15 protein-coding genes are annotated in these 16,948 nt (G+C 41.9%); 14 read left to right on the top strand and 1 reads right to left on the bottom strand.

From position 1 onward, the window contains the following. The 10 genes from ACSVH6_RS10350 (at position 1) to ACSVH6_RS10305 (ending at position 11,624) form a co-directional block, all read left to right on the top strand. The gene (locus ACSVH6_RS10350) at positions 1–789 is read left to right on the top strand and encodes a TrmH family RNA methyltransferase (RefSeq protein ID WP_438078182.1); all 789 of its coding nucleotides are present in this window, start codon (positions 1–3) and stop codon (positions 787–789) included. 16 nt (positions 790–805) lie between these two features. Further along, on the top strand, positions 806–2,377 hold the full coding sequence (locus ACSVH6_RS10345; RefSeq protein WP_438078180.1) for a serine hydrolase: 1,572 nt from the start codon (positions 806–808) through the stop codon (positions 2,375–2,377). A gap of 74 nt (positions 2,378–2,451) precedes the next feature. Beyond that, positions 2,452–4,671 (top strand): RelA/SpoT family protein, encoded by a 2,220-nt coding sequence (locus tag ACSVH6_RS10340; protein WP_438078178.1) that lies wholly within the window; start codon positions 2,452–2,454, stop codon positions 4,669–4,671. A 74-nt stretch (positions 4,672–4,745) separates the two neighbouring features. Next, complete coding sequence (locus ACSVH6_RS10335) at positions 4,746–5,198, top strand: Fur family transcriptional regulator (RefSeq protein ID WP_438078175.1); 453 nt, start codon at positions 4,746–4,748, stop codon at positions 5,196–5,198. Positions 5,199–5,205: 7 nt separating this feature from the next. After that, complete coding sequence (locus ACSVH6_RS10330; RefSeq protein ID WP_438078173.1) at positions 5,206–5,430, top strand: hypothetical protein; 225 nt, start codon at positions 5,206–5,208, stop codon at positions 5,428–5,430. A 36-nt stretch (positions 5,431–5,466) separates the two neighbouring features. Continuing rightward, the gene (locus tag ACSVH6_RS10325) at positions 5,467–6,738 is read left to right on the top strand and encodes an adenylosuccinate synthase (RefSeq protein WP_438078171.1); all 1,272 of its coding nucleotides are present in this window, start codon (positions 5,467–5,469) and stop codon (positions 6,736–6,738) included. A gap of 209 nt (positions 6,739–6,947) precedes the next feature. After that, positions 6,948–7,193, top strand: a complete 246-nt coding sequence (locus ACSVH6_RS10320; protein ID WP_438078169.1) for a hypothetical protein — start codon at positions 6,948–6,950, stop codon at positions 7,191–7,193. Between the two features lie 178 nt (positions 7,194–7,371). Then, entirely contained in the window at positions 7,372–8,265 is an 894-nt protein-coding gene (locus tag ACSVH6_RS10315) for a hypothetical protein (RefSeq protein WP_438078167.1), read from the top strand. A gap of 420 nt (positions 8,266–8,685) precedes the next feature. Further along, entirely contained in the window at positions 8,686–9,378 is a 693-nt protein-coding gene (locus tag ACSVH6_RS10310) for a hypothetical protein (protein WP_438078165.1), read from the top strand. Between the two features lie 239 nt (positions 9,379–9,617). Then, a complete protein-coding gene (locus ACSVH6_RS10305) occupies positions 9,618–11,624 on the top strand; it encodes a PAS domain-containing protein (RefSeq protein WP_438078163.1) in 2,007 nt (668 codons plus the stop codon). 31 nt (positions 11,625–11,655) lie between these two features. Here ACSVH6_RS10305 and ACSVH6_RS10300 read toward each other — a convergent pair whose 3' ends face one another. After that, complete coding sequence (locus ACSVH6_RS10300; RefSeq protein ID WP_438078160.1) at positions 11,656–13,527, bottom strand: alpha-amylase family protein; 1,872 nt, start codon at positions 13,525–13,527, stop codon at positions 11,656–11,658. Between the two features lie 178 nt (positions 13,528–13,705). Between ACSVH6_RS10300 and thrS the strand changes: the two genes are divergently transcribed. The 4 genes from thrS to rplT all read left to right on the top strand — a co-directional run bounded on the left by thrS (position 13,706) and on the right by rplT (position 16,936). Continuing rightward, positions 13,706–15,652, top strand: a complete 1,947-nt coding sequence (gene thrS / locus ACSVH6_RS10295) for a threonine--tRNA ligase (protein ID WP_438078158.1) — start codon at positions 13,706–13,708, stop codon at positions 15,650–15,652. Positions 15,653–15,704: 52 nt separating this feature from the next. Next, positions 15,705–16,226 carry a translation initiation factor IF-3 gene (infC, locus tag ACSVH6_RS10290; RefSeq protein WP_438078156.1) on the top strand — a complete coding sequence of 174 codons (522 nt, stop codon included), beginning with the start codon at positions 15,705–15,707 and terminating at the stop codon, positions 16,224–16,226. 32 nt (positions 16,227–16,258) lie between these two features. After that, the gene (gene rpmI, locus ACSVH6_RS10285; protein ID WP_131476111.1) at positions 16,259–16,456 is read left to right on the top strand and encodes a 50S ribosomal protein L35; all 198 of its coding nucleotides are present in this window, start codon (positions 16,259–16,261) and stop codon (positions 16,454–16,456) included. Between the two features lie 135 nt (positions 16,457–16,591). Further along, the gene (rplT, locus tag ACSVH6_RS10280; protein ID WP_438078153.1) at positions 16,592–16,936 is read left to right on the top strand and encodes a 50S ribosomal protein L20; all 345 of its coding nucleotides are present in this window, start codon (positions 16,592–16,594) and stop codon (positions 16,934–16,936) included. Positions 16,937–16,948 lie beyond the last annotated feature (12 nt).

Raw genomic sequence — 16,948 nt, 5'->3', positions numbered from 1 at the left:
ATGAAACAAATCACCTCTTCACAAAACCCTTATATCAAATCCCTGGTACAGCTTCAGGAAAAGGCCAAAACCCGCAAACAGACCGGTACTTTCCTGATTGAAGGCCAACGTGAAATTGAATTGGCGATTAAGGGAAACTATGAATTGGAAGTGATTCTTTTTCTCCCTGAGCTCATTACGGAACAACAAATACACAAAATAACGCGCAAGCCAATTCCCTTAATAGAAATCTCTCGGGAAGTCTATCAAAAACTAGCCTATCGCGATACTACAGAAGGCCTCCTGGCAGTGGCCAAAACCAAAGCTTTATTGCTGTCTGATTTAAAGCTTCCCGAAAATCCATTAATCGTGGTGATGGAAGCCATCGAAAAGCCGGGAAATATTGGAGCCATACTCCGTACATGCGATGCCGCCCATGTGGATGCCGTGATTATTGCAGAACCCAAAACCGATTTATACAATCCTAATATTGTACGTTCGAGCGTGGGTTGCTTGTTTACGAATCAAATTGCCATGGCCTCTTCGGAAGATGTAATCCGCTTTTTAGTTGAAAACAAGATTAACTTCTACAGTGCAACGCTGCAGAACTCAACCGCATACCATACCCAAAACTACACCACACCTACCGCCTTGGTCGTTGGCACAGAAGCCACCGGATTGTCCCAAATTTGGCGAGACAAAGCCACACAAAATATCATCATCCCAATGCAGGGCGAAATTGACAGCATGAACGTGTCGGTTGCCGCTGCGATTTTGATTTTTGAGGCCAAACGCCAAAGAGGATTTTAATTGTAAATTGTAAATTATGACACGAATGAATGTGAACTGGCGAAACAAATTTAAATTAACTGTGTTGCTGGTGTTGACCAATTTGTCGTTATCGGCACAAATCACGGAACAAGAAGTAGATGTTTTAGCGGAGCGAACCCTCAAAGCCTTTAATGTGCCCGGGATTGCTGTGGGCATCATCAAAGACGGAAAACTGGTTTTGGCCAAAGGATATGGCGTAACCAACATCAAAACGCAACAAAAGGTTGATGCCAACACCCTCTTCGGTATTGCTTCCAACAGCAAATCGTTTACCACTGCCGCTTTAGCTATTTTGGTAGACGAAGGGAAAATCAACTGGGACGATAAGGTAATTAAATACCTGCCGGAGTTTAAAATGTACAATGAGTATGTAACAAATGAATTCACCATCCGCGATTTATTGACCCACCGCAGCGGGCTTGGTTTGGGTGCCGGTGATTTGATGATTTGGCCTGACGGACATGACTTTACCCCCAAAGACATTGTCAGAAACATACAATACCTAAAACCGGTTTCAGGATTCAGAACCAAATACGATTACGACAATCTTTTGTATGTGATTGCCGGAGAACTCATAGAAAGAGTTTCGGGGAAATCCTGGTGTGATTTTGTAGAAACCCGCTTGATGAAACCCATCGGCATGACCAACAGTGCCGCATCGTGGTCGCGATTGAAAGACACGACCAATACCATTGTTCCCCATGTGCCTACCAACGGAAAGCTTGAAGTTGTGCCGCGCTATACCAACCACATTTTTGATGCGGCTGCCGGTTTGTATGCGTCCGTAAACGATTTGAGCAAATGGCTGATTGTGCAAATGAACAACGGAAAATATGGTGATAACCAGCAATTATTCAGCAAAAAACAACATGACGAAATGTGGTCTCCACAAACCCTCATGCCCACACCTTATGCTGCCCCGTACACCACTTTGTTTCGAACGTATGGCTTGGGTTGGCGCCTGGAAGACATCAATGGTCACCTGCAGGTGTCCCATACTGGTGGTTTAGACGGGATTGTTACCCAAACTTTGATGATCCCCGATATCAAATTAGGCATCATTGTGCTGACCAATCAACAAAACGGTCCTGCCTTTATGGCCATCTCCAACACCATCAAAGACCGTTACCTGGGTATTCAAAATCCCGATCACGTTATTGCTTTGAGCGACGAAAGAAAACAGCGTGAAAACAATGCAGACAAGGTAACTGATGAAGTTTGGATGACCGTTGACAAAAATTTAAAAGACAAATCCATTACAATCGATACCCACAAGTACACCGGAACCTTTAAAGACAATTGGTTTGGAGAAGTGACCCTTTTTGAGAAAAAAGGAAAACTGTACTTTGCCTCCAAACGCTCTAAACGTCTGACCGGAGAAGTTTTCTTTTACAAAGACAACACTTTTGCCGTGAAATGGAATGTGCGCAGTTTCCACGCTGATGCTTTTATTTATTTTGATTTAGATACCAACGGAAATCCCAATCACTTCAAAATGAAAGCCATTTCACCCATGACGGATTTCAGTTATGACTTCCATGATTTGGATTTTAATCGTATAAATTAAAGCGGAAAATCTGCCCCTTTATCATTTGCACATCTCGTTTGTAATGCTTATTTTTAGGGGATTGAAGAAATGATATGACTGAAATTGATTTAGAAGAAGAAAAAAAAGCGATTGCCAGAGAATACAAAGAATTGCTCCGCATAAGCTATCAAACGCTAACCGATGCTGATAAAAAGCTCATCCGTAAAGCCTTTGATGTAGCCGTTGACGCGCACAAAGACCAACGAAGAAAATCGGGAGAGGCGTATATTTTCCACCCTATCGGCGTGGCCAAGATTGTGGCTTCCGAAATTGGTTTGGGCGCCACCAGTATTGCTGCCGCTTTGATGCACGACGTGGTAGAAGATACCGATATTACCATCGAAGATATTGAACGCATGTTCAATCCCAAAATTGCGCATTTGGTGGAAGGGCTGACCAAAATTGCCCAGGTCAAAAAAGACATGAACATCTCCATGCAGGCGGAAAATTTCCGGAAAATGCTCCTGACCTTGAACGATGATGTTCGGGTAATCCTTATCAAAATTGCCGACCGCTTGCACAACATGCAAACCATGGATTCCATGCCCGATTACAAACAGGTCAAAATCGCATCGGAGACCCTTTACATTTATGCCCCTTTGGCCCATCGCTTAGGGCTATACAACATCAAAACCAAACTCGAAGATTTAGGATTAAAATACACCGAACCCGAAATCTACAAAGATATTGTCAGCAAAATCAAAGAGACCAAGGAAGAACAGGACGAATACATCAAAACCATATCCGATGTTTTGAAAAAGTCGCTGGATGATGAAGGCGTGGAATATGTGATGAAAGGTCGCCCGAAATCCATTTACTCTATCCGCCGAAAAATGGCGGCACAGAACGTAACCTTTGATGAAGTATACGACAAGTTTGCGTTGCGCATCATCTACAAATCCAACTTACACGACGAGAAATTCCTGGCCTGGAAAATCTATTCCATCGTGACCGACCATTACCGTCCAAGTCCAAGTCGTTTGCGCGATTGGATTTCTTCGCCAAAATCAACCGGTTACGAAGCCTTGCACATCACCGTGATGGGACCCAAAGGCCGCTGGGTAGAAATTCAGGTGCGCAGTGAGCGCATGGACGAAATAGCCGAAAAAGGCTATGCTGCCCATTACAAATACAAACAAGGCGCTACCGAAGAAAGCGGATTAGACACCTGGCTCAACTTACTGAAAGAAGCTCTGGAAAGTTCGGAGACCAATGCCGTAGATTTTGTAGAAGATTTCAAAATGAATCTCTACGCCAAAGAAATCTTCGTCTTTACCCCTAAGGGAGAAATCAAATCACTCCCAAAAGGCGCTACTTCGCTCGACTTTGCTTTCAGCATTCACTCCGAAATCGGTATCAAAACCCGGGGAACACGTGTCAACGGAAAATTAGTACCGCTCAACCACGAACTGAAAAGCGGGGATCAAATCGAAGTGATTACCTCCGTGCATCAAAAACCAACCATCAACTGGTTAGACTATGTTACCACCTCACGGGCCAAGAATAAAATCAGAAACGTACTCAACGAAAACACCAAGAAAATTGCCGAGGACGGAAAAGAGTTGCTGACCCGTAAACTGAAACACCTGAAAATCACACTCAACGAAGGAGTGGTCAACGAGTTGGTGAATTTCTTCAAACTCAAAACCAGCTTAGACCTGTTCTACCGTGTGGGTATCGGTTCTATCGAGAATCAACAACTGAAAGATTTTGCCGCTCAGAAAAGCAATACCCTGATGAATTTCTTCAAGAACCGCATCAAGCGTTCGCCAAGTGCCAATCAGGAAGAGATCAACAAACCCGAATTGAGCAACAACTACGACTTGCTTGTTTTCGGTGCGGAGCAGGACAAACTCGATTACAAATTATCCTCCTGCTGTAACCCCATACCGGGTGACGATGTGTTTGGTTTTATCACCATCAACGAAGGCATCAAAGTCCACAAAAAAGACTGCCCGAATGCCATCACCCTACAATCTAACTACGCCTACCGCATCATGCAGGCCAAATGGATTGACTCCTCGCAACAGGAATTCAAAGCCACATTAAAAATTACCGGAATGGACAGCTTGGGATTAACCAACGAATTGACCAAAGTCATCTCCAACAACATGCACGTAAACATTCAAAGCATCTCCCTCAGCGGTGAGGCCGGAATTTTCAACGGGCAGGTATCTGTAATTGTACAGAATAATGCCATCCTGAAAAAATTGATAGACAACATCAAAAAGATTGACGGTATTGATAAAGTGACCCGAGTGTACACCAATTAAGCGATGGGTTATAAATTATATGTTACGAGTTATTTAAACTTTGAAACCTTAAACAAAAAAAGTACCTTTGTCCCATGACATTAATTGCTAACGATAACACCCAAAATCAAGAGACCGTAAAGAACGTTTTTACGCTGTATCTTGAGAACAAAGGACACCGCAAAACTCCGGAACGTTATGCTATTCTTCAGGAGATTTACGACAGCGAAGAGCATTTTGACATCGAGAATCTGTATCTCAAAATGAAAAACAAAAACTACCGCGTGTCCAGAGCGACGTTGTACAATACCATCGAACTTTTACTCGATTGCGGTTTGGTCCGCAAACACCAGTTCGGGCAAAATCAGGCGCATTATGAAAAGTCGTATTTCGACAAGCAACACGACCACATCATCATGACCGATACCGGCGAAGTGATTGAGTTCTGCGACCCGCGCATCCAAACCATCAAACAAACCATCGAAGAAATTTTCGGGATTGAAATTCACAACCACTCGTTGTATTTCTACGCCACTAAAAAACAATAATCTTCTTATGCAACCTAAAGACTATTTCAAAAAAACGTTTGTATCTGTTTTCATTTTTTACATCGTATTCAAAATAGTCGGCTTGCTGATGAATCCTGCTGACTTTAGTTTGATTTTTTTCGTCAAAACAATAGTCGTAGGATTGGTAACCGCTTTACTACTCGGAGGTCTGAACTATTTTGTCAAATTTGATTTTTTGGCACCAAAAAACAAACCGTCCAATAAAAATTAGAAACACACGATAACAACACACAACAACACAACAACAATGACTGTAGACTTACTACTCGGATTACAATGGGGCGACGAAGGCAAAGGAAAAATTGTAGACGTACTCACCTCAAAGTACGACATTATTGCCCGTTTCCAGGGCGGCCCCAATGCCGGACACACGTTAGAATTTGACGGAATCAAGCACGTTTTAAGAACCATTCCTTCGGGAATTTTTCACGACAACAACATCAACATCATCGGAAACGGTGTGGTGATTGACCCCGTAGTTTTTAAAAGCGAAATTGACGGCCTCGCCAAGTTCAACCTCGATCTGAAATCCAAACTGATTATTTCGCGCAAAGCGCATTTGATTTTACCCACACACCGTTTGCTTGACGCCGCTTCAGAAGCGGCTAAAGGCAAAGCGAAAATCGGCTCAACCCTCAAAGGGATTGGCCCAACGTACATGGACAAAACCGGACGAAACGGCATCCGTGTGGGCGATATTGAAATGGCTGACTTTACCGAAAAATACCGTGCCTTGGCCAACAAGCACGAAGAAATGATAGCGTTTTACGACGTCAACATTCAATACAACCTGCCCGAATTGGAAAAAGAGTTCTTCGCCGCTATCGAAGATTTGAAAAAACTCACCTTTATCGACAGCGAAGAATATCTGGCCAAAGCCCAAAGAGAAGGCAAATCCATCCTGTGCGAAGGTGCTCAGGGTTCATTGTTAGACGTCGATTTCGGGACCTATCCTTTTGTGACATCCTCTAACACTACTGCGGCCGGAGCCTGTACCGGACTGGGCATTGCTCCTAATAAAATCAAAGAAGTCTACGGCATTTTCAAGGCCTACACCACCCGTGTCGGCAGCGGCCCGTTCCCTACTGAAGATTTTGGCGAAGCCGGCGACATCATGGCCAAAGTAGGCAACGAGTTTGGCTCAGTAACCGGAAGAAAACGCCGTTGCGGCTGGCTCGATTTGGTAGCCCTCAAATACGCCGTGCAAATCAACGGAGTCACCCAACTGATGATGATGAAAGGCGATGTACTTTCGGGCTTTGAAACCCTGAAAGTATGTACGGGCTACACTTATAAAGGCGAAGTGATACACCACTTGCCGTTCAACATCGAAGAAGAAAACGTAACACCTATTTACGCTGAGTTCAAAGGCTGGCACGCCGATTTAACCGGACTCACCACCTACGACAGTTTACCCAAAGAACTCAAAGACTATATCGAATTCATAGAACGCGAAGTCGAAGTCCCTATCAGCATCGTCTCGGTAGGCCCCGACCGAAAGCAAACCATTATGAAATAACAAACAAAAACCCTCTCCCTACTGAGAGGGTTTTTTCTTATAAGTCAAACTATTTTTATATATTAGCCTTACAAACCTCAAGCCGTATGGCGCTTAGCAACTCAATCAAAAACGGCTGCGTTGTGAGGATATAAACAAGTTATAAGCAAGCTTAACAAACTCCGCTTAAAGCTAGTGGTTTGAAACTTAAATAATCAAAATAATTTATTATGAAAAATCAAATATTACAAAAAATGCAACAACTTCTTTCATCAGAATCGCAAGAAGAAAGAATGCAATTGCAAATTGAACTTAATAACCTAATTGCAGCATACAGATTTGAAGGTTTTAGTATTGAAACAGAATTGAAAACAAAAAATCTTTTAATTCAAACTGTAGTTGATTATGTTGCTAATCAAAATCCACTTACAACTGATAATCTAAAAATTCAATTGTTTTTCCTTCGTGACTTATAAAATATAGCGAAATGTTGACTATTAATTTAAAGCCTGCTTATAACAGCGGTTTCGCGCAATAGCTGGTCTTTATTATTACGTGTTCACGAAAAACTTTTATCTTTAACAGAAAATAATCAGTTCGCTGGAATCGCAACAGACGCGAAGCCGCGAAACGTTACCAGCCATAGTTGACCACATGACATTAATCGTAGGAAGAGTTCACGACGAGAATATTAAAATATATTCTGATTCGAAAATAACAGACATAAACTCTGTTAGAAATAATGCTCTCACGGCTAACTTAAAATGTTTCATTCTGCATCCACACATTTGCCTTTCATTTTCTGGAAATGTTCATTACGCAGAAAAATTCTTAGAAAAATTTTATAGCAATACTCCTTTTTCATTTTCTAATATTCTACAATATTGTTTGATATTAAATAATGAATCTAATAACTCAACTCACTTTGCTGTTTCATTAATTGACAACAAAATTATGCGGTTATTCAAAATTGCTCACGGCAAAATAGAATCCGAAATTCAAAGTTTTTGGCTTGGAGATATAGATGCATATAATGTATATCAAAAAACTTTCCTAGAAAGTGATTCAGAGAAAACGCCTTTTGAAAAAATGGGAAAGGCATTTGAAAAAGTTATTAAAGACGAAAAACTAGAAACTGTTGGTTTTTTTGAAATTAGTGTTTCAACGGTTTTTATTCCTGAAATATCATCAAAAATATTCCGATACAATTTAAAATCTTCTGCTCAAATTGCTCCACATACTTTTCAACTTACTAGTGAAAACCCAGTTCATTTAATGACTTATGGAACTGCTGAAGATGGTAGTTATAGTGAAGTCTTCTTAACTTCTATCACAATTGAATATCCTGCTGTCGCAATTCATTTTTTTCAAGGAAAGTTTGGAATATTATTTTGTCCAGCGCTGAATCATAATAAACCATTAATATTTAATAATCAACCTGATGGTCAAGAATTTGCCAACCATATAAAAAGAGAATATAATATAACACTTAGTGGACTAGTTCTCAAAAATGGAAATTCGTTTATGAATATTCTTGGGAGAGTTTAATACCCCCGCTACCGCGCAAAACCAAAGGTTCAACGAAGTCCTTCTTTTGTATATTATCTCAAAACCCTTCCCAAAACCAACTTTCGAGCATTTCCAAGGCCTCGCAGCCTAAGAACGGGCTTCGTAATGCTAAAAACAAGCTTCGTAATGCTAAAAACAAGCTTCGCAATGTTAGGAATAGACTTCGGAGGCTTTTCTTTGAGCTTCTCATAGCTATGCATCGGTTACGGAGACCTAAAAAGGAAGTACGAAGACATAAAAACGGTTTTCGGAACACTAGTATCCGTTTGCGAAACCCCAAAAACCGGCATCTGAACGCTAATCATTTGATTTTTAGGATAATTTTAACTTTTCTGTAGTCTTTTTTGGCATCTTTCTTGGTTAAAGCTTTGTACTAATAACCTTTAAAAATTATTTTGTATGAAAAAACAAGAAGTAGTCCGAGAGTATCACTTTTCGGACGCAACCCTCGTAACGAAAGGGTTAGAAAAAGTAGCTTTCATGGAAAGAGACAAACCGGAATTTGAGCCTTATGGCATCACTACTGAACTCGTAGCGGTATTGAAGGACAACCTAAATGCCTTCGCCGCCAGAATCACCGACATTGAAGCTTTGGGCGACCAGTCTCAGGCAGCGCTCTTAAAAGACCTGAAAGCCGAGGAACTCCGAACCGCACTCAGAACCATCATGGCCCGTGTAGAATTAAAGTATGGTGTCAACAGTCCGAAGTATAAAAAATTTGGCACCGACACCCTTTCGCTGCAATCGGATGCAGAGTTAAACATTACCGCTAAACGAGTGGTGCGTGTAGGGACTGAATTCCTTCCTGAACTCACCGATACCGGGCTGACTGCAACACTATTAGAAGGCATCACTACTTTGAACGATGCATTCACGACGCTGTTGATTAATTTAAAAATAGAAATCGGTGACCGCGACATTGAGCAGGAAGACCGAGTAGAAGCCGGGAATGCCGTGTATGCTACGCTGATGAAATACACTAAAATCGGGCAATCCATTTGGGAAAGCACCGATGTCTCTAAGTTCAATGATTACATTATTTACAACACCATCAGCGGTGAGCCCGAAGAAGCTCCTCCCCCAACGCCTTGATTACCGTTCATTGCTGAAAAGAAAACCCCTCTCGTTACGGAGAGGGGTTTTCTGTTTTATGGCCTTTTGTTGGCTTGGTTATAGTACAGTCGGTGTTTGTGTTGTCCAAAAAGACAAGTCCTTTTATTTTATCGTGAATTGTTGTCATGTTATTAAATTTTGTTAAATTTAAAGACTATCCCACAAAACTGCTTGACTATTGCTGCTTCCCAACAATAAAAAAAATAACAAAACCATTTATGACCCACTTTTTTTCAGTACCTGACAAAGACAAAAACTACCAAAGTTATATGGTATATATGCTGGCTATGATATGGGCTGTTGTAACCAGCAGCATCGTTTCGGTAGGGTTTTATTATTTTCCTCATCTCTGGTCCAGATGGCTCATATTGCTCTGTTTCTCTTTAGGAATAGCCCTTTTTAACCTTACCTTAAACCGGCTAGGATATACACGCCAAGCCAGTTTAACCCTCACCATCATGCTGTGGTTCTATATTACCATTCCATGTTATAGTGCCGGAGGTATTATGGCTCCCGGTATTTTATCTCAAATGAGTGTTATCCTGACCGCCGGCTTTTTGTTAGGCTGGCGGGGTGGACTAGCCATTGGTTTACTCACTATTGGTATCGACTTTGCGTTTGCCTATCTGGAAATAATAGGGCGTTTGCCCCAACCTTCAGTAGTGCATAATCCAATAACCCGTTGGATTGGGGCTGTCATTCCTTTCGGAACCATCTTAGCCTTGCAGTACTATGCGACCAATCATTTGCGTACCGGTTTGATTGCGCTGCAACGCGAAATCGCAAAGCGGGAAGAAGCGGAAGCTATCAAAGACGAAACCTTATATAACCTGAAAGAGCGTGTCAAAGAGTTAAAAACACTCTACGCTGTCAGCAACATCTTGCAACAAGAGGACACTGTACCGGAAAAATTATTTGGTGCCATAGCCGAAACGTTACCCGCCGGATGGCAATATCCCACTATTACCGCTGCCCGAGTGTGTATTGCTGAAAAAGAGTATACAAGTCACAACTACAAGCCTTCAGCATACCGTCAAGAAGCTACCATGAAAACTACTAAAGGTACCCTGATTACCATTGAGGTGGTCTATCTTGAAGCGATGCCACAAGCGGATGAAGGCCCATTCTTAAAAGAAGAACGCAGCCTTATCAACATGTTAGTGGAAATGCTTAAGACCAATTTAGAACGTTTGGAGCGCCAGGCTGAACTTAAAGATTATAAATACGCTCTGGATATTGCTTCTATAGTCGCCATTTCAAATGTTGACGGTGCTTTTACCTTTGTCAATGACAATTTTTGCAAATCCAGTAAATACCAACCTGATGAATTAATCGGGAAAGAACATGACATTATTTGGTCGGGAGTTCACTCTGCCGACTATTTTGCCAACTTAAAAACGGCCTTACAAGAAGGTAACTCCTATCGGGGAGAATTTTGCAATAAAGCAAAAGACGGTACTTTGTACTGGGTTGATACCGCTATTGTCCCTTTTTTGGATGAAGACGGGAAAGTATACCAATATCTGTCAATCAACAACGACATTACCAATCGCAAGGAAGCCGAAGAAAAAATTAAACAAAACGAACAATTACTCAGAAAAATTACGAGCCAGGTTCCCGGCAATACTTATATGTTTGAAATTAACAAAAACGGGGAAACCAATATGTTGTTTATGAATCGTGGTACTGAAACATTCAATCACAACTATAAAATAGATGATCTTTCAAATGATTCGGGGAAAATTCGGGAAATAATACATGTGGATGATAAGGTCAAATTCAATGATATGATGAAAGAGGCATACAAAACAGAATCTCCCATTAGCTTTCAATACCGGGTAGTTATCAACGGACAAGAGCGTTGGCGATGGATGCAGGCAATTCCCGAGAAAGATAAAAACGGAAAAACTATTTGGTATGCTGCCACCAGTGACATCAGCCCACTGGTAGATTATATTGCTTCCATTGAGCAATTCATTTTTGATATTTCCCATGTCATCCGCAGACCCACCTCAACCATGCTAGGTATGACTCAACTCATTAGGGACAGCCAGTTGAGTGAAAACGAAATAAAAGACATTTCGATAAAACTGTTTCAAATTTCAGAAGAAATGGATAAATTTATTTGTGAGCTTATCTTGGCATACCATGAAAAAAGACAAAACACTCAACTAAACATTGATATTTCTTCATTGATTGACAAAAGAAAATCCTTGTTTCTTTGAGCATGTCTTGGGTTTGCTGTTTTGTTAAAAGTTAAGGCAACTTAAAAATAAACGACTCGTTGGGCGACAGTGTCAACGGAATGCTGCCTTCCCCATGCGCTACAGTCAAAACCGCTTTGCTGCCATAGAGCTGGTCGGTAACGGTATAAGTTCCGTCTTGAAGATGCCATTGAGCGATAACGGTGGCGGGTACGTTCAAGTTGCACTTGGCGGTATGCTGCCCGTCAAAATTAAGTACCGTAATCAGTTTTTCGTGAGCTGACCAGCGCACATAAGAATACAACGCATCGGTATATCCTTCAGTCGTTTTATTGGCCCGGTGAATCCCCTGAAAATTACCGGTAAGCGCACTGCTGTGCTGGGTAAAATTCAACAAGCGAGAATAAAAATCACGGAGTTTCTTTTCCGCCTCGGTCAATTGGCCTCCGTCAAACTTCCCTCCGTTCATCCAGCGTTGGTGATGGGGCACGCCCACATAATCAAAAATACTGGTGCGCGTTGGCTTACCGAAACCGCCGTCCTGCTGACCGTCCTCACCTACTTCCTGACCGAAGTACACCATAGTGGGTGACGAACCCACCGTAGCCGAGTACACCATCATGGGCATGCCTCTCTCCGGCGCACCGGCAAAAGCGGCACTGGCCAAACGTTGTTCGTCGTGGTTATCTAAAAAGTGAATCATATGGTGTTCAATATCGTGCATGCCGTGTTCAATATCGACCAGTTTATCCGTAGTGGCTTTCCCCTGAATAATGGCTTTCAAATGGTCATAGGTATCCACCTTGTCGTATAGGTAGTCCATTTTGCCCAACTGTATGTAATTGCGGTATTCCTTAGGATTGTAGACTTCAGCCATTAAAAAAGCCTTAGGATTTTTCATTTTGATGGAAGAGTTCATATAACTCCAAAACTCCACCGGAACCATTTCGGCCATGTCATACCGAAAACCGTCTACTCCTTTAGCCACCCAATACAAGGCGATGTCGCGGAATTTTTTCCACGAATCAGGCACGTCTTTTCCCTGCCAAAAAGCATAATGCTTTTGGTAATCTTTTTGGGCAAAACCATCCGGCAGTTCCGGAAAATCTTTTGAGCCGTCCGGCTTGATACCGTAATTTACTTTTACGGTTTCGTACCAATCGTTGATGTCCGGATTGGCTTTTCGCACGTTATTTCCGGTCCATTTGGCCGGATATTCACTGAACTTCCCGTCAATCAACGGATTGATTTCACCGCCCAGGGGTTTGTAGCTGTCGGAAACCGGAACTTCAAAAGCCTGCCCAGGAAGGTAATAAAAGTTATTGTTGCGGGCGTACTCCACAGTCGTATTGTCATCGGCGCCAAAATCACGCACCCCCGCCGGATTGGACAATCCTTTATAGTTTCGGGCAATGTGGTTCGGAACAATATCGATAATGACTTTTAACCCATTTTTGTGGGTACGGGCAATCAGGGCTTCAAACTCCTGTAACCGTTTGGCCGGATCTACGGCCAAGTCAGGGTTGACGTTGTAATAATCTTTGACGGCATAGGGCGAACCGGCACGGCCTTTCACCACATCGGGGTCGTCGTTGGAAATGCCATAGGCGGTATAATCCCGAATCACATCATGGTGCGGCACTCCGGTGTACCAAATATAGGTAACACCCAGTTTTTTAATTTCCTGCAGGGCTTTATCGGTAAAATCATTGAACTTCCCTACTCCGTTTTCTTCTATAGTTCCCCAAGGTTTGTTGGTGGTATTTTTATTTCCGAACAAGCGGGTAAACACCTGATAGACGACTTCTTTCTTCGGTTGCGGAGCAACTTCAGTGGTATGCTTCATAGGGGCCGATGGTTTTTTTTGGGCAAAGGTCAGGCTCACCGCACTGCTCATTACCGCTACTAAAATGATTCTTTTCATAGGTTAGCACTCATTCGTTTAGCGCAACAAGTGGTACCGACAAATATAGAGAAATCGAGGAGAAAATCAGTCAAAAAAGTTGCGACAAACCGGCGGAAACTATTTTTTTATTCTGTTGTTTATGTGTTGTATGTCTATGGGTAATCCGTTATATTTGCATTCGATAAATTTTTTAGGAATGATAAAGATTACGTTACCGGATGGTTCAGTTAGAGAAGTTGCCTCAGGGTCAACTCCGATGGATGTTGCAAAAAGTATTAGCGAAGGGTTAGCCCGAAATGTGATTTCGGCAGCTTACAACGGCACTACTGTAGAAACGGAAACCCCACTGACGACCGACGGTTCATTAGTACTATATACCTGGAATGACGCAGAAGGTAAAAAAGCTTTTTGGCATTCTACCTCACACGTGATGGCACAAGCTCTGGAAGAACTCTTCCCGGGCATCAAATTGACCTTGGGACCTGCCATTGACAATGGGTTCTACTACGATGTGGATTTTGGGGACCAAAAAATCACCGATGCCGATTTCAAAAAAGTGGAAGACCGCGTATTGGAAATTGCCAGAGAAAAACACGAATTCAAAATGCGTTCGGTGTCTAAAGCCGAAGCCTTGGAAATCTATAAAAACAACGAGTACAAAACCGAATTGATTTCGAATTTGGAAGACGGAACGATTACGTTCTGTGACCATTCGAACTTCTTCGATTTGTGTCGTGGGGGTCACATTCCGAATACCGGAATCATCAAAGCCATGAAAATCATGAGCGTTGCCGGAGCGTACTGGCGCGGGGACGAAAAAAACAAACAGTTAACCCGCGTGTACGGGGTATCGTTCCCGAAACAAAAAGATTTGACTGACTATTTGGAATTGTTGGAAGAAGCCAAACGCCGTGACCACAGAAAACTGGGTAAAGAATTGGAATTGTTTGCTTTTTCAACCAAAGTAGGCCAAGGATTGCCGTTGTGGTTGCCGAAAGGCGCTGCTTTGCGCGACCGTTTGGAGCAATTCTTAAAAAGAGCACAGAAAAAAGCCGGTTACGAGCAAGTGGTTACGCCACACATCGGGCAAAAAGAATTGTACGTGACTTCGGGACACTATGCCAAATACGGTGCTGACAGTTTCCAACCGATTCACACACCGGCGGAAGGCGAAGAGTTTTTATTGAAACCCATGAACTGTCCGCACCACTGTGAGATTTATAATAACAAACCTTGGTCCTACAAGGATTTGCCAAAACGTTATGCAGAATTCGGTACGGTTTACCGTTACGAGCAATCAGGAGAATTACACGGTTTGACTCGTGTAAGAGGATTTACTCAGGATGACGCCCACATTTTCTGTACTCCGGATCAATTGGATTCCGAGTTCAAAAAAGTAATTGACTTGGTATTGTATGTGTTCGGTTCGTTAGGATTTGAAAACTTCACCGCTCAGGTTTCGGTTCGCGACTTAGACAATCCCGACAAATACATCGGAAGTGTGGAAAACTGGGAGAAAGCCGAGCAAGCGATTATCAATGCGGCCCGAGACAAAGGCCTGAATTATGTAATTGAAAGTGGCGAAGCAGCCTTCTACGGTCCGAAGTTGGATTTCATGGTAAAAGACGCTTTGGGCAGACAATGGCAATTAGGAACCATTCAGGTGGATTACAACCTGCCGGAACGTTTCGAATTAACTTACAAAGGTTCTGATAACGAATTACATAGACCGGTGATGATACACCGTGCCCCATTCGGTTCGATGGAGCGTTTTATCGCTATTTTACTGGAACACACGGCCGGAAACTTCCCGTTATGGCTGATGCCGGAACAAGCTATTATCTTGTCTTTGAGCGAGAAATATGAAAATTATGCGAAAAAAGTTTTAGAATTGCTAGAAAATCACGAAATTCGCGCCCTAATTGACAACCGCAACGAGACGATTGGTAAAAAAATCAGAGAAGCGGAGGTTCAAAAAATGCCGTTCATGTTGATTGTGGGTGAGGAAGAAGAGAAAAACGGAACCATTTCAGTTCGTCGTCACGGACAGGAAGGTAAGGGCAATATCACGGTGAGCATTGAAGAATTTGTCAACATTGTGAATGAAGAAGTTGCCAAAACATTAAAAACATTTGAAGTTTAACTAAAATTATAAAGCCATAGCAATAAGAAATAACAGAGGGTATCAACCTCGAGTGGAAAAAACAGCAGCCCATAGAATTAATGAGTTAATTCGTGGCGTTTCTGAGGTTCGTTTAGTTGGAGAAAACATTGAGCCCGGAGTATTTAAACTTTCTGAAGCCTTACGACTCGCCAATGAGTTGGAAGTAGACTTGGTAGAAATTTCTCCAAATGCTGATCCGCCGGTTTGTAAGTTAATGGATTATGGAAAATTCATTTATCAGCAGAAAAAACGTGAGAAAGAGTTAAAAGCCAAATCGACTCAAATCACGGTGAAAGAGATCCGTTTCGGACCTCAGACTGATGAGCATGATTATGAATTTAAAAGAAAGAATGCCGAGAAATTCCTAAAAGAAGGTTCGAAACTAAAAGCTTTCGTATTCTTTAAAGGACGTTCAATCATTTATAAAGAACAAGGTCAAATCTTATTGTTGCGTTTAGCACAGGATTTGGAAGAATTCGGTAAAGTGGAAGCTATGCCGGTATTAGAAGGAAAGCGTATGATTATGTTTATTGCGCCGAAGAAAAAAAAGTAAGTAAGTTGAATCACAAATAAATTTGGGAAATTATGCCTAAAATGAAAACAAAATCCAGTGCTAAGAAACGCTTTAAAGTGACTGGCTCTGGTAAAATCAAAAGAAAACACGCTTTCAAAAGCCACATCTTGACTAAAAAGTCTAAGAAGCGTAAATTAGCGTTGACGCATGCTGCTTTGGTTCACCCAACAGACATGAAGAGCGTAAAAGAACAATTAAGAATTATTTAATAATCGGCAATTTCCAATTGTCAATTATTAAAGAATAAGTTCTTTAGGTTTAAAAATTATTTAATAACCTTGGAGTACGGCCTTAAGTTCCCTTGATTCAATTCGGGACGCCTGCTACAAAAACACAGAAAAATTATGCCAAGATCAGTAAATTCAGTTGCTAAAAGAGCAAGAAGAAAAAAGATAATGAAGCAAGCCAAAGGTTTCTTTGGTCGTCGTAAAAACGTTTGGACAGTTGCTAAAAACGCAGTAGAAAAAGCAATGCTTTATGCTTACCGCGACAGAAAGCAAAACAAAAGAAATTTCCGTTCGTTATGGATTCAGCGTATCAACGCCGGAGCCCGTTTGGAAGGAATGTCTTATTCACAATTCATGGGATTAGTTAAGAAAAACGGTATCGAATTGAACCGTAAAGTATTAGCTGATTTAGCTATGAACCACCCGGAAGCTTTCAAAGCTATTGTGAAAAAAGTAAAATAAACGTTTGTACAA

The sequence above is a fragment of the Flavobacterium sp. XGLA_31 genome, from assembly GCF_051547105.1.
Taxonomy (GTDB): domain Bacteria; phylum Bacteroidota; class Bacteroidia; order Flavobacteriales; family Flavobacteriaceae; genus Flavobacterium.
This window is presented reverse-complemented; position numbering and strand designations above follow the sequence as displayed.

Excerpts from the sequence above, each read along its gene's own strand:
- ACSVH6_RS10300 (WP_438078160.1), bottom strand. The coding sequence starts at position 13,527 with ATGAAAAGAATCATTTTAGTAGCGGTAATGAGCAGTGCGGTGAGCCTG.
- ACSVH6_RS10320 (WP_438078169.1), top strand. The coding sequence starts at position 6,948 with ATGAAAAATCAAATATTACAAAAAATGCAACAACTTCTTTCATCAGAA.
- ACSVH6_RS10340 (WP_438078178.1), top strand. The coding sequence starts at position 2,452 with ATGACTGAAATTGATTTAGAAGAAGAAAAAAAAGCGATTGCCAGAGAA.
- ACSVH6_RS10305 (WP_438078163.1), top strand. The coding sequence starts at position 9,618 with ATGACCCACTTTTTTTCAGTACCTGACAAAGACAAAAACTACCAAAGT.
- rpmI (WP_131476111.1), top strand. The coding sequence starts at position 16,259 with ATGCCTAAAATGAAAACAAAATCCAGTGCTAAGAAACGCTTTAAAGTG.
- ACSVH6_RS10310 (WP_438078165.1), top strand. The coding sequence starts at position 8,686 with ATGAAAAAACAAGAAGTAGTCCGAGAGTATCACTTTTCGGACGCAACC.
- ACSVH6_RS10325 (WP_438078171.1), top strand. The coding sequence starts at position 5,467 with ATGACTGTAGACTTACTACTCGGATTACAATGGGGCGACGAAGGCAAA.
- ACSVH6_RS10350 (WP_438078182.1), top strand. The coding sequence starts at position 1 with ATGAAACAAATCACCTCTTCACAAAACCCTTATATCAAATCCCTGGTA.
- rplT (WP_438078153.1), top strand. The coding sequence starts at position 16,592 with ATGCCAAGATCAGTAAATTCAGTTGCTAAAAGAGCAAGAAGAAAAAAG.
- ACSVH6_RS10335 (WP_438078175.1), top strand. The coding sequence starts at position 4,746 with ATGACATTAATTGCTAACGATAACACCCAAAATCAAGAGACCGTAAAG.
- ACSVH6_RS10330 (WP_438078173.1), top strand. The coding sequence starts at position 5,206 with ATGCAACCTAAAGACTATTTCAAAAAAACGTTTGTATCTGTTTTCATT.
- ACSVH6_RS10345 (WP_438078180.1), top strand. The coding sequence starts at position 806 with ATGACACGAATGAATGTGAACTGGCGAAACAAATTTAAATTAACTGTG.
- thrS (WP_438078158.1), top strand. The coding sequence starts at position 13,706 with ATGATAAAGATTACGTTACCGGATGGTTCAGTTAGAGAAGTTGCCTCA.
- ACSVH6_RS10315 (WP_438078167.1), top strand. The coding sequence starts at position 7,372 with ATGACATTAATCGTAGGAAGAGTTCACGACGAGAATATTAAAATATAT.